At 31.4% G+C, this 13,019-nt stretch carries 10 protein-coding genes; 3 read left to right on the top strand and 7 right to left on the bottom strand.

What is annotated here, in order from left to right:
* Nucleotides 1-36: 36 nt before the first annotated feature.
* The gene (locus DPIF8902391_RS06480) at nt 37-1,569 is read right to left on the bottom strand and encodes a toxin-antitoxin system YwqK family antitoxin (protein ID WP_172505359.1); all 1,533 of its coding nucleotides are present in this window, start codon (nt 1,567-1,569) and stop codon (nt 37-39) included.
* Between the two features lie 102 nt (nt 1,570-1,671).
* Between DPIF8902391_RS06480 and DPIF8902391_RS06475 the strand changes: the two genes are divergently transcribed.
* The gene (locus DPIF8902391_RS06475) at nt 1,672-2,649 is read left to right on the top strand and encodes a polyprenyl synthetase family protein (protein ID WP_058885771.1); all 978 of its coding nucleotides are present in this window, start codon (nt 1,672-1,674) and stop codon (nt 2,647-2,649) included.
* 470 nt (nt 2,650-3,119) lie between these two features.
* Here DPIF8902391_RS06475 and groL read toward each other — a convergent pair whose 3' ends face one another.
* The 6 genes from groL to miaB form a co-directional block, all read right to left on the bottom strand.
* Complete coding sequence (gene groL, locus DPIF8902391_RS06470) at nt 3,120-4,748, bottom strand: chaperonin GroEL (RefSeq protein WP_058885770.1); 1,629 nt, start codon at nt 4,746-4,748, stop codon at nt 3,120-3,122.
* A gap of 43 nt (nt 4,749-4,791) precedes the next feature.
* The gene (locus DPIF8902391_RS06465; RefSeq protein WP_058885769.1) at nt 4,792-5,067 is read right to left on the bottom strand and encodes a co-chaperone GroES; all 276 of its coding nucleotides are present in this window, start codon (nt 5,065-5,067) and stop codon (nt 4,792-4,794) included.
* A gap of 166 nt (nt 5,068-5,233) precedes the next feature.
* Complete coding sequence (secG, locus tag DPIF8902391_RS06460) at nt 5,234-5,578, bottom strand: preprotein translocase subunit SecG (protein ID WP_058885768.1); 345 nt, start codon at nt 5,576-5,578, stop codon at nt 5,234-5,236.
* Between the two features lie 102 nt (nt 5,579-5,680).
* On the bottom strand, nt 5,681-6,190 hold the full coding sequence (locus tag DPIF8902391_RS06455) for an LptE family protein (protein ID WP_172505358.1): 510 nt from the start codon (nt 6,188-6,190) through the stop codon (nt 5,681-5,683).
* A 30-nt stretch (nt 6,191-6,220) separates the two neighbouring features.
* Nucleotides 6,221-7,465 carry a sigma-54 interaction domain-containing protein gene (locus DPIF8902391_RS06450; RefSeq protein ID WP_172505357.1) on the bottom strand — a complete coding sequence of 415 codons (1,245 nt, stop codon included), beginning with the start codon at nt 7,463-7,465 and terminating at the stop codon, nt 6,221-6,223.
* A gap of 115 nt (nt 7,466-7,580) precedes the next feature.
* Nucleotides 7,581-9,035: a tRNA (N6-isopentenyl adenosine(37)-C2)-methylthiotransferase MiaB gene (gene miaB, locus DPIF8902391_RS06445; protein ID WP_172505356.1), complete on the bottom strand. Its 1,455-nt coding sequence runs from the start codon at nt 9,033-9,035 to the stop codon at nt 7,581-7,583.
* A 199-nt stretch (nt 9,036-9,234) separates the two neighbouring features.
* Here miaB and topA point away from each other — a divergent pair, with 199 nt between their 5' ends.
* The gene (gene topA / locus DPIF8902391_RS06440; RefSeq protein WP_058885765.1) at nt 9,235-11,745 is read left to right on the top strand and encodes a type I DNA topoisomerase; all 2,511 of its coding nucleotides are present in this window, start codon (nt 9,235-9,237) and stop codon (nt 11,743-11,745) included.
* Nucleotides 11,746-11,817: 72 nt separating this feature from the next.
* Nucleotides 11,818-12,978 (top strand): formimidoylglutamase, encoded by a 1,161-nt coding sequence (locus DPIF8902391_RS06435; RefSeq protein ID WP_172505355.1) that lies wholly within the window; start codon nt 11,818-11,820, stop codon nt 12,976-12,978.
* Nucleotides 12,979-13,019 lie beyond the last annotated feature (41 nt).

Here is a 13,019-nt window from a genome sequence, read left to right as displayed (position 1 = left end):
TCTTATTATTTATAATAACTAAGACGTTTTTTTATGTTAATCAAAAGTTTTAGTTGCTATTTTTTTACCCAATTTATACTCAATTTCTTTATTAATACTGCCGTCTAAATGGTAGTGTTTCCAAACACCATCTTTGTTATTATTACTGTAATTACCTTTTATTGAAATGATATTAGCAGCGTTGTATTTTTTGTAAAGTCCGTGTTTAGCATTGTTAGCATAGGTTATTTCCTCTACTAAACGTCCTTTTTTAGGTTCAAAAAATTGCCATAAACCATTTTTATATCTTTTTAAATAACGCCCTTTTTTAATTAAAAAACCATCTTTGCTATATATTTCAACAGTGGCATTGTTTGTTTTTCCAATTTGTTTGATAATTTCTTTTTTATTGCCATTTTCAAAATATAATGCTGAATTAATCAGTTCTCCATTTTCATAAAATTGCTTTACTAAAAGGACTTTATTTAAATTATATTTAAGATAATTTCCATCTAATTTACCTTTATTATACGTTCCAGATTCTTTAATGTTTTCGTTTATATAGTATTTTTTGTAATTATATTTTTCTGAGTTTACATATGATTTTTCAAAAAATACACTTCCATTTTTATCTTTTTTATACCAGTTTCCGCTAGGTTTACCTGTATTATACTCTTCTAACACAATATTTCCATCACTATATTTTCGAAACCATTTACCGTGTTTTTTATTGTCTTTATAAAATTCTACGATTGTTTTTTCACCTTCTTTATTATATCGAATATAGTCGCCATCAATACGTCCATTTTTATAGTTTTTTTGATACTTTATAGTGTTGTTTTCGTGGTATCTTTTTTCGGTATAATCGTTATTTGAGTAATATTCTTTTTCCCATTTTAAATTACCTTCTTCACCTTTTTGAAACCAAGAACCAAAATAGTTACCATTTTTATATTCTTTACGGTTTTTAATAGCACCATTTTTATGGTAATTTTTTAGTGTATATGTTTTAGGTGTTATATATTTTTTCTTCCAAATAAAATTGCCATTATCTTTAGAAAACCAAGTTCCTTTAGGAAGTCCATCTTTATATTCTTTTTGAGTTACAATAATTTTATCTTGATCTATTCTAGATTTAGAATGTTCCCAAAACAGTCCATCTTTAATACCATTTTTATAATTTTCTACTGCAATTTCATCACCTTCTTTATTGTAGGTACTCCATTTTTCATTTTTTTTTCCAGTAATATAAAAACCCTTTCTTTTGATTGATTCATCAGTATAATAAACTGTAAATTCACCATTTTTAAGTCCGTTTTTATAGTTTATTTTCGAATATAAAATACCGTCAGAATCATAATTAAATTTTGTTTTTGAAATTAAACCATCCGAAAATGTAATTTTAGAATAAGCACCATTACGGTCTGCTATTTTAAATAATCCTGTTAATTTTTCGCCTTTTAAATTTTTATAAATAGTTTCTTTTCCAAATTTTTGAATATCAACATCTCTCCAAAGCATTGTTTCTTGAGAAAAAACTACATTTTGATAGATGAAAAAAATAAGTAAGAGGTTGAATGCTTTATTCATAGCGTTTTAGTGATAAAAAAAATAAATTATTGATAGTAAAATTATTGTTTTTATTATTAATAATCTAGTACTTTTACCTTTAAATTAATTTTTTTGTTGAACATGAAGCCAGTAGAACAAATTAAACTTCCTATTCAAAATGAAATGGAACTTTTTGAAAAAAAATTCAAAGATTCCATGTTATCAAAAGTTCCCTTATTGAATAGAATTACCTATTATATAGTTAGAAGAAAAGGAAAACAAATGCGTCCTATGTTTGTTTTTTTGGTAGCTAAAATGGTTTCTGATGGCGGATTTGATGAGCGAACTTACAGAGGTGCATCTGTTGTCGAATTAATTCACACGGCTACTTTGGTACATGATGATGTGGTAGATGATAGCAATCGCCGCCGTGGATTTTTCTCGGTTAATGCCCTTTGGAAAAATAAAATTGCCGTTTTAGTAGGCGATTTTTTATTATCAAAAGGATTGTTACTTTCTATTGATAATGAAGATTTTGATATTTTAAAATTGATTTCTATCGCTGTTCGTGAAATGAGCGAAGGGGAATTATTACAAATAGAAAAAGCCCGAAAATTAGATATTACCGAAGATATTTATTTTGATATTATCCGTCAAAAAACCGCTACTTTAATTGCGGCTTGTTGTGGAATTGGAGCGGCATCGGTAGGAGCAAGCAATGAAGTTGTTCAAAAAATGCGAAAATTTGGCGAGTATATTGGAATTGCTTTTCAAATTAAAGATGATTTATTTGATTATACCCAAGATAAAATAGGAAAACCGACAGGAATCGATATTAAAGAGCAAAAAATGACGCTTCCGTTAATTTATACCTTAAACAACTGTTCGAAAAAGGAAAAATCGTGGTTAATAAATTCGGTTAAAAAGCATAACACTAATAAAAAACGAGTAAAAGAAGTAATTGCTTTTGTAAACACGAACGGAGGTTTGGAATATGCCACAGCTAAAATGCACGGTTATAAAAATAAAGCCTTGGCAATACTTGAAAATTTTCCAGAATCGGACTATAAAAAATCATTAAAATTAATGATTGATTACGTTGTTGAACGAAAAATATAAATTTTTATTAGAAGCTATTTCCCGCTTTCCGCACTCGCTTTTTTTTGAAGAAAAATCAAAAAAAGAGCTCAAACAGATGCTTCAATCGGGGCTAGGTATTTACAGCTAAACTAAGAGCCTGTTTAAAATTAAATAAACTGTCAGTTCGAGTGATTTTTTTCCTTCAAAAAAATTGTATCGAGAACTTTTTTGTATAAAATTCATCAACATAAAACAATTCAAATTCTCGATACAATTTTAATTCCTTTTAGTCATTAAAATCACTCGAATTGACAATAATCATCAAAAAAAGCTAAAAACTACGGCAAATCAGGATGTGAACCTGAACTAAATTCAGGTTGACGGATTCGATAAGATTTACTCGAATTGACAAAAATTACGTCAGAAATCATATAAAAGCAAAAACCTCGAAAAATTTTCGAGGTTTTTTATAAATTTAATAAGAATAATTTAGTTGTAACAACTTGTCACTACATCATTCCTGGCATACCACCACCCATTGGAGGCATAGGAGCCGCATCTTCTTTAATATCAATTAAAGCACATTCGGTAGTTAAAATCATCCCTGCAACCGATGCTGCGTTTTCTAAAGCAACACGAGTTACTTTTTTAGGGTCAATAATACCAGCTTCAAGCATATCAACATAAGCTTCAGATTTAGCATCATAACCAAATCCTTTTTTACCTTCTAAAACTTTGTTAATAACAACTGATCCTTCACCACCTGCATTTTCAACAATGGTTCTTAAAGGTGCTTCAATTGCTTTGTAAACAATTTGTATACCTGTAGTTTCGTCTAAGTTTTCAGTAGTAATAGCTTTTAAAACCTTTTTAGCACGAACTAAAGCAACACCACCACCGGCAACAATACCTTCTTCTACAGCAGCACGAGTTGCATGTAAAGCATCATCAACACGGTCTTTCTTTTCTTTCATTTCTACTTCAGAAGCAGCACCAACATATAAAACTGCAACACCACCAGCTAACTTCGCTAAACGTTCTTGTAATTTTTCTTTATCGTAATCAGAAGTAGTAGTTTCAATTTGAGCTTTAACTTGATTTACACGCGCTTTAATTTGTGTATCATCACCAGCACCATTAACAACAGTCGTATTATCTTTATCAATAGTAACTGTTTCAGCAGTACCTAATAAATCTAAAGTAGCGTTTTCTAATGAAAAACCTCTTTCTTCAGAAATAACAGTTCCACCAGTTAAAATAGCAATATCTTCTAACATTGCTTTTCTACGGTCACCAAAACCTGGCGCTTTTACAGCAGCAATTTTTAAACCACCACGTAATTTATTAACCACTAAAGTAGCTAATGCTTGTCCGTCAACATCTTCAGCAATAATTAATAAAGGTCTTCCAGCTTGAGAAACAGGCTCTAATATTGGAAGAATTTCTTGTAAGTTAGAAATCTTTTTATCAAATAATAAGATATAAGGATTCTCTAAAGTAGCAATCATTTTATCAGCATTGGTAACAAAATAAGGCGATAAATAACCTCTATCGAATTGCATACCTTCCACAACGTCAACATACGTTTCCATTCCTTTAGCTTCTTCAACAGTAATAACCCCTTCTTTACCAACTTTACCAAAAGCAGTTGCAATTAAATCTCCAATAACTTTATCGTTATTAGCAGAAATAGAAGCTACTTGTTGTATTTTTTCTGATGAATCACCAACTTCTTTCGCTTGTTTGGCTAAATCTTCAGTAATAGCCTTTACAGCTTTATCAATACCACGTTTTAAATCCATTGGATTTGCACCCGCAGCAACATTTTTTAAACCTTCTTGTACAATAGCTTGTGCTAATACAGTAGCAGTTGTAGTTCCATCACCAGCTAAATCGTTGGTTTTAGAGGCTACTTCTTTTACCATTTGAGCTCCCATATTTTCTAAAGGATCCTCTAATTCAATTTCTTTAGCAACAGTAACACCATCTTTTGTAACGTGAGGCGCACCGAAAGCTTTAGAAATAATTACGTTACGTCCTTTAGGACCTAAAGTTACTTTTACTGCATTTGCTAATGCATCAACTCCACGTTTTAAACCGTTACGAGCGTCTACATCAAATTTTATATCTTTTGCCATTTTTAGATCTATTTTTTATGAATTTTTAAAGTGTAAGAGAAAATTAAATGATTGCGAAAATGTCGCTTTCTCTCATAATTAAATAATCTTTTTCTTTGTGTTTTAAATCGGTACCAGCATACTTTCCGTATAAAACAGTATCACCAACTTTAACCGTTAAAGGTTCTTTTTTTGTTCCCTTTCCAACGGCAACAACAGTTCCTTTTTGAGGTTTTTCTTTTGCGTTATCAGGTATGATAAGTCCAGATGCGGTAGTCGTTTCTGCAGCAGCAGGTTTTATAAGAACTCTATCTGCTAAAGGTTTTATTTTTAATCCCATTTTATATAAATTATGATTAAGTATTTTTGTTTCTATGCGTTAAAAATAGGCAGAAATTATGCCATTAAAAAATGTATGCCACTTTTTCTAAATCCTTGAAAATTGCGTACAAAAAAAATGCCAACGTGTCATTAACGTTGGCATTTTTTTTGTATGTTTTATAAGATTACTTTACGCTATCTTTTGTAGTATTAGTAGTAGTTGCAGGTGCAGCAGGAATTGTAGCTTCGATACCTTTTAAAGTACTCTCTAATTGTGGAGCATCGGTTGCTGTTCCTCTAGGGATTGCAAAATTTGAAATTAAAATTAAAGCAAACATTGCAATTGATAAAGTCCAAGTACTTTTATCTAAAAAAGTATTGGTATTTTGTACACCACCAATGTTTTGAGCGCTACCACCACCAAGAGAAGAAGATAATCCGCCACCTTTAGGGTTTTGCACCATTACAATTAAGATTAATGCTATTGCAACAATCAATATTAATACTAAAAGTAAAGTATATGTTGTCATTATTTATTTTTTTTTAATTTATTTTTTCTTGATTTCGCATTCTTTAATGGTCTGCAAAGTAACTACTTTTTTTTGAAATTTTCAGTTAATTTTTTTGAAATTTTACCATTTAGCTACAGAAGCATTAAAAATATCTTGTGTTATTCTTTCTAAAGTTTTATTTAAAGCAGTTTCTAATACACCGCCTGTTAATTGTTGAGTAGCCTGATAATCATGATAAAAAGAAAAACGTTTTTCAAAATTATCTTTTTCATTTAAGCTATTTTCAAAAATAACATTCACGGTAATTGTTAACCTGTTTTGTGCGGCTTTTTGATCGGCGGTAGCACTCATCGGATTAATTCTGTAATCTACAATTTCGCCAGAAAAATGCAATTGACCGTTATTATTTACTAAAGTTAAGTTTGTTTGACGGGTAAATAACTCTTGTAAGTCTTGGGTGAATTTTTGGCTTAAAGTTGGTTCAATTAAAGGTGCTTGATTTTGAAAGAAATCAATTTGAATTGTTTTCGCTTCTCCTGTGTTTCCTCCTGTAAATGAATATGCACCGCAACCTATTAGTATAAATAGTATGCCGATAGAAACTAAAAAGATGTTTATACAGTTTTTCATAATTTTAAGAATATTGTTGTTGCTAATATTTTATAAATCGTATTGTTTTATTTTACGGTATAAAGTTCGTTCAGAAATCCCTAATTCTTTAGCGGCTAACTTTCGTTTATTGCTGTTTTTTTCTAAAGATTTTCGAATCATTTCAATTTCTTTTTCTTGTAATGATAAATTCTCATCTTCTTCAATAGTTTCGGCGTATTCGTAATTATTCTGATTTGCTGTTGAAGGAGAAGGTGCTGATTGTGCAATTTGAACAACTTCTATATTTTCTGTTTCGGGTTGTTTTTTATCTTGATAAATACGTTCTATTAAGCCGTGATTTTCTTCTTTTACTTGTTCTGTATCGCCACTTTGCATTAAATCTAATGTCAATTTTTTCAAATCGTTGATATCGTTACGCATATCAAACAATATTTTGTACATAATATCTCGTTCGTTGGCAAAATCAGAATTATTAGATTGTGATCCAATTACTGCAGGTAAATTTCCTTTGTTTTTTGGAAGATATTGAATTAATTTTTCTGAAGTAATTAAACGACTTTCTTCAACTACAGAAATTTGTTCTGCTAAGTTTCTTAACTGACGAATATTACCTGGAAAACGGTAGTTTAATAAAATTTTGACAGCATTGTCTTCTAAACGAATGGTTGGCATTCGATATTTTTGAGCAAAATCTGAAGCAAATTTTCTAAATAATAAGTGAATATCATCTTCTCGTTCTCGCAAAGGCGGTAATTCAATTTCAATAGTACTTAATCGGTAATATAAATCTTCTCTAAATTTTTCTTTAGCTATTGCCTGTTGCATATTTATGTTGGTAGCAGCAACAATACGCACATTTGTTTTTTGCACTTGCGATGAACCTACTTTTATAAATTCACCATTTTCTAAAACACGTAACAAACGCACTTGAGTGGTTAGTGGCAATTCACCAACCTCATCTAAAAAAATAGTTCCTCCGTCGGCAACTTCAAAATATCCTTTACGAGAAGTTGTGGCACCTGTAAAAGCACCTTTTTCATGACCAAATAATTCACTATCAATAGTTCCTTCAGGAATTGCACCACAGTTTACCGCAATATATTTTGCGTGTTTTCGGTGTGATAATTGATGTATTATTTTAGGAATACTTTCTTTACCAACACCACTTTCACCTATAACCAACACAGAAATATCAGTAGGCGCAACTCGAATAGCTTTTTCAATAGCACGATTTAGCTGGGTATCGTTACCAATAATTCCAAAACGTTGTTTTATAGCTTGTAAGTTTTCCATATTTTATGATGTAGTTGCAAAGTTTTTAATTTGAAGGTTTTTTGGTGGTTTGATTATTGGAAGCTTTAAGGTTGATGATTTTTTATCAACCTTAAAACTTTTTAAATATATTTTATTAATTGTTATCAGAATATCCAATAACAGTTCCTTTTAAGGTTGCTGAGGTACAATCTTCTATTTTAATCATTACAAATTCACCTAGCTTGTAATTTTCCTTAGGAAAAACAGCTACGGTATTTTGTGTATTTCTAGCCTTCCATTCATTCGGGTTTTTCTTAGAAGTTCCTTCAATTAAAAATTCTTCAATTTTACCTAAATGTTGTTGTGTTCTGTATAAGGCGTGTTCTTGTTGTAAATCGATAATTTCTTGTAAACGTCTTTTCTTTACATCAAAAGGAACATCATCTGGCATTTTTTTAGCAGCCAAAGTTCCTGGTCTTTCAGAATATGCAAACATAAAACCGAAGTCATATTTTACATAGCGCATTAATTCTAACGTATCTTGATGATCTTGTTCTGTTTCGCCACAAAAGCCAACAATCATATCTTGCGATAAAGACATTTCAGGAATTATCCTGAAGATATTATCAACAAGCTCCATATATTCTTCTCTAGTATGCTGACGGTTCATGGCTTTTAACATATTGTTACTTCCACTTTGTACTGGCAAGTGAAGGTATTTACAAATGTTTTTATGTTTTGCCATAACATGAATTACATCTAAGCTCATATCTTGAGGGTTCGATGTTGCAAAACGGAATCTCATTTTAGGAAATTCAGTAGCTGCCATGTCTAATAATTGAGCAAAATCTACGGCAGTAGCTTGCGCCATTTCTGAAGATTTTTTGAAATCTTTTTTCAATCCGCCACCGTACCATAAATAACTATCTACGTTCTGTCCTAATAAGGTAATTTCTTTAAAATTCTGATCGTGCATTGATCTAATTTCTTCTAAAACACTCTTCGGATCTCTACTTCTTTCGCGTCCACGAGTAAAAGGAACTACGCAAAAAGTACACATATTATCGCAACCACGTGTAATTGATACAAATGCCGATACTCCGTTTGAATTTAAACGCACAGGAGCAACATCACCATAGGTTTCTTCTTTAGATAAAATAACATTTATAGCATCTCTACCAGCATCAATTTCATCTAATAAATTAGGTAAATCTCTGTAAGCATCTGGTCCTACAACTAAATCAACTATTTTTTCTTCTTCTAAAAACTTTTCTTTTAAACGTTCTGCCATACAGCCTAAAACCCCCACTTTCATGGTTGGATTTACTTTTTTAACAGCGTTGTATTTTTGCAAACGTTTGCGAATAGTTGTTTCTGCTTTTTCTCTAATAGAACAGGTATTTACTAAAACTAAATCGGCTTCTTCTAAGGTTTGTGTAGTGTTAAAACCTTGTTCGGCTAAAATAGCAGCTACAATTTCGCTGTCGTTCATGTTCATTTGACAACCGTAGCTTTCTATAAATAATTTTTTTGAGTTTTCTTTTTTATGTGTTGTTACAAGTGATTTTCCTTGTACTTTTTCATCGATAACCTTCTCTGTGTGCTCCATATTCATAATAAAAATGATGGCAAAGATACAACCAAAATATAAGTTTTATGACAAATTGGCAGAAATTTATTATTGGTTCATAGCTATTTTTAGCGGGAAAGTTCAACAAATAGTTTTTTTTTAAAAAAAACATTCTACTTTTGCAAACTCAAAGCATCGTTATAATGTGTGATGCAAAAAGAGATAATCTAACAGATATATGGCAAAGAATTTAGTTATAGTTGAGTCACCTGCAAAGGCAAAAACGATTGAAAAATTCCTAGGAAAAGATTTTCAAGTAGAATCTAGTTATGGTCATATTGCAGATTTGCCATCGAAGGAATTAGGGATTAATGTTGATGGCGATTTTAGCCCAAAATACATTGTTTCTGATGATAAAAAACCAGTTGTTAAGAAATTAAAAGCATTGGTGAAAAAAGCAGAAACTGTTTGGTTAGCAAGTGATGAAGATAGAGAAGGAGAAGCAATTGCTTGGCATTTAAAAGAGCAATTAAAATTGAATGACGACAATACAAAACGTATTGTTTTTCATGAAATTACCAAAAACGCTATTTTAAAAGCGGTTGATAATCCAAGAGATATTGACTACAATATGGTCAATGCACAACAAGCTCGTAGAGTTTTAGATAGGCTTGTTGGTTATGAATTATCACCAGTTTTATGGCGTAAAGTAAAAGGAGGTTTATCGGCAGGAAGAGTGCAATCGGTAGCGGTTCGTTTAATTGTAGAAAGAGAACGAAGTATTCTTGATTTTACATCAGAAACACATTATAAGGTTATTGCAAAGTTTTCGAATACTAGCGGAAAAACATTTAAAGCAACGATTCCGAAGAATTTTCCTACTAAAAAAACAGCTGAAAATTTCTTGAAATCATGTGCAGATGCTAGTTTTTCTATTGCTGATTTAACTACAAAACCAGCAAAAAAATCGCCAGCAGCACCATTTACAACATCAACTTTACAACAGGAAGCTTCTCGTAAATTAGGCTTTCCGGTAGGTAAAACAATGCAGGTTGCACAGCGTTTATACGAAGCAGGTTTAATAACCTACATGAGAACCGATAGTGTTAATTTATCCGAAGATGCAAGAAATGCAGCCGAAGAAGAAATTAGTAATTATTACGGAAAAGAATATAGTAAACAACGTGTTTTTAAAACCAAAGCAAAAGGTGCACAGGAGGCGCATGAGGCAATTCGTCCTACAAGCATGAAAATGCACGCTATTGATACCGAATACGATCAAACCAGATTGTACGATTTAATTTGGAAAAGAACCTTAGCTTCGCAAATGAGTGATGCGCAATTAGAGCGTACCAATGTGAAAATAGCCAATTCTGAAAACACCAAAATATTTACGGCAAACGGTGAAATGATTAAGTTTGATGGTTTCTTAAAAGTATATTTAGAAGGAACAGATAATGAAGAGGAAGAGCAGGCAGGAATGTTACCAAACTTAACTACTGGCGAAACTTTAAACTATAATTTCATCAATGCAACACAGCGTTTTACAAGTCCGCCATACCGTTTTACAGAAGCATCTTTAGTAAAACAATTAGAGGAGTTAGGTATCGGAAGACCATCAACTTATGCACCAACAATTTCTACTGTACAGCGTAGAGGTTATGTAGAAAAAGGAGAAAATGAAGGTTTAGAACGAAATTATGAACAGATGATTCTGTCTAATAGCGTTATTGAAAGTGAATTATTGACCGAAAAAACAGGGTCAAATAAAAATAAGTTAGTGCCTACTGATATTGGAAATATTGTCAATGATTTTTTAGTGGCAAATTTTTCAAATATTTTAGATTTTGGCTTTACAGCTAGAGTTGAAAATTCTTTTGATGATATTTCAGAAGGAAATGAAGATTGGATAGAAATGATTAAAGGTTTTTATGGTGATTTTCATAAAACGGTAGTAGATGTACAAGAAAATGCTGAAAGAGAAAGTGGTGAACGTATTTTAGGAAAACATCCTGAATCAGGAAAAACAGTGTTAGTTCGTTTAGGAAAGTTTGGACCAATTGCACAAATTGGTGCCCCTGAAGATGAAGAAAAGCAGTTTGCTAGCTTAAATAAAGATCAAAACTTAGGAACTATAACAATCGAAGAAGCATTAGAATTGTTCTTGCTACCAAAAACTTTAGGGACTTATGAAGATGAAGAGGTAATTGTTTCTAACGGACGTTTTGGACCTTATATCAAATTTGGAGCAATGTTTGTTTCTTTAGATAAAGGAGAGAATCCGATGGAAGTAGATTTACCAAGAGCTGAAGAATTAATTGTAGCAAAGCAAAAAGCAGATGCGCCAATTTATTTTTATGAAGAATTACCTGTACAAAAAGGTGTAGGTCGTTTCGGTCCATACTTAAAATGGAATTCAATTTTTATCAATGTGAATAAAAAGTACGATTTTGACAACTTGACTGATGCCGATATTATTGAATTAATTGAGGTTAAAAAACAGAAAGAAATCGATAAGGTACTACATAACTGGGAAGATGTTGAAATTAGAGTAGAAAAAGCACGCTGGGGTCGTTTTAATGTTATTAAAGGTAAAATTAAGGTAGAAATGCCTAAAACTACTGATATTGAAAACATGACCAAAGAAGAGGCTGTAAAAATCATTGAAGCAAAAACACCAAAAAAGAAAGTAGCAAAAAAGAAGGCTGTAAAAAAGGTGGTAAAAAAGAAAGTAGTGAAAAAGAAATAAAACAGCGCTCAAAAAAAATAGTTTAGTATATTGCAAGCCTATTAAAGACCCCTAATAATAATTATAATAATAATGGATTTTAATTTTTTTATCCCCATAAAAGACACCTTAGTAGCGCATTTAATGTCGCAGTCTATGAAGTCTTTAGGTAGAAATATTGCAATACATACAAAGGCAAATGGTTTACCTGATTTATCGGGCGTAACTATTGCTATTATAGGGATAAAAGACGGTAGAGGAGCACCCGATAACGAAGGTTGTGGAGAAGGTTTAGAGGCTATTCGTGAAAAATTATATAAATTATTTCCTGGTAATTGGCAAACTAAAATAGCTGATTTAGGAAATATAGCGCAAGGCAATACACTTAAAGATACTTATTTTGCTGTAAGTTCTTCTATTGAGTATTTGCTTAGTAAAAAAATAATTCCTATATTAATAGGCGGCAGTCAAGATATGACCTACGCAAATTACCGTGGGTATGATTCTTTGGGACAAACAGTTAATTTGGTATCGGTAGATAGTAAGTTTGATTTAGGTGCAATGAATGAAAGTTTTCGTTCTAGTTCTTTTTTAAGTAAAATTATTATGGATCAGCCTAATAATTTATTTAACTATAGTAATATTGGGTACCAAACTTATTTTAACTCTCAAGAAGAAATAGAATTGCTAGACAAACTCTATTTTGATGCCTTTAGATTAGGTGAGGTTAAAGACGTAAAGCTTGTAGAGCCTATAATGAGAGATGCTGATATTGTTAGTATAGATATTGGTGCTGTGCGTCAAAGCGAGGCACCGGCAAATAAGAATGCTTCACCTAATGGTTTTTATGGTGAAGAAATTTGTGCTATTACAAGATATGCAGGAATAAGTGACAAAGTAACCTCTTTTGGTGTCTATGAATATAACAGCCTATTTGATTCAGATAATCAAACGGCAAGTTTAATAGCGCAAATGATTTGGTTTTTTATTGAAGGGGTTAATGCTAGAGCGAAAGATTACCCGTTTGTATCTAAAGATAATTACCATAAGTTCACCGTATTATTAGCAGATGATGATCCTATAAATTTTTACAAAAGTGATAAAACTAGTCGTTGGTGGATGGAAATAAACATGATTTCGAATACTAAACACAAAAGGCATGCGTTAGTACCGTGTAACTATAAAGATTATGAACAAGCATTAAAAGGAAAGATGCCAGACAGATGGTATAAAGCGTTGCAAAAACTTGTTTAAGAATAAGTTGCATTTGTATATAAAAAAGTAGAATACGTTAT

Origin of the sequence: Tenacibaculum finnmarkense genomovar ulcerans (genome assembly GCF_900239495.1) — a bacterium.
Lineage (GTDB): Bacteria > Bacteroidota > Bacteroidia > Flavobacteriales > Flavobacteriaceae > Polaribacter > Polaribacter ulcerans.
Note: the sequence above shows the minus strand (reverse complement) of the source record. Positions and strands in the feature narration are given on the sequence as shown.

Coding starts and splice junctions, on each gene's coding strand:
- DPIF8902391_RS06480 (WP_172505359.1), bottom strand. CDS start 1,569: ATGAATAAAGCATTCAACCTCTTACTTATTTTTTTCATCTATCAAAAT.
- DPIF8902391_RS06475 (WP_058885771.1), top strand. CDS start 1,672: ATGAAGCCAGTAGAACAAATTAAACTTCCTATTCAAAATGAAATGGAA.
- groL (WP_058885770.1), bottom strand. CDS start 4,748: ATGGCAAAAGATATAAAATTTGATGTAGACGCTCGTAACGGTTTAAAA.
- DPIF8902391_RS06465 (WP_058885769.1), bottom strand. CDS start 5,067: ATGGGATTAAAAATAAAACCTTTAGCAGATAGAGTTCTTATAAAACCT.
- secG (WP_058885768.1), bottom strand. CDS start 5,578: ATGACAACATATACTTTACTTTTAGTATTAATATTGATTGTTGCAATA.
- DPIF8902391_RS06455 (WP_172505358.1), bottom strand. CDS start 6,190: ATGAAAAACTGTATAAACATCTTTTTAGTTTCTATCGGCATACTATTT.
- DPIF8902391_RS06450 (WP_172505357.1), bottom strand. CDS start 7,465: ATGGAAAACTTACAAGCTATAAAACAACGTTTTGGAATTATTGGTAAC.
- miaB (WP_172505356.1), bottom strand. CDS start 9,035: ATGGAGCACACAGAGAAGGTTATCGATGAAAAAGTACAAGGAAAATCA.
- topA (WP_058885765.1), top strand. CDS start 9,235: ATGGCAAAGAATTTAGTTATAGTTGAGTCACCTGCAAAGGCAAAAACG.
- DPIF8902391_RS06435 (WP_172505355.1), top strand. CDS start 11,818: ATGGATTTTAATTTTTTTATCCCCATAAAAGACACCTTAGTAGCGCAT.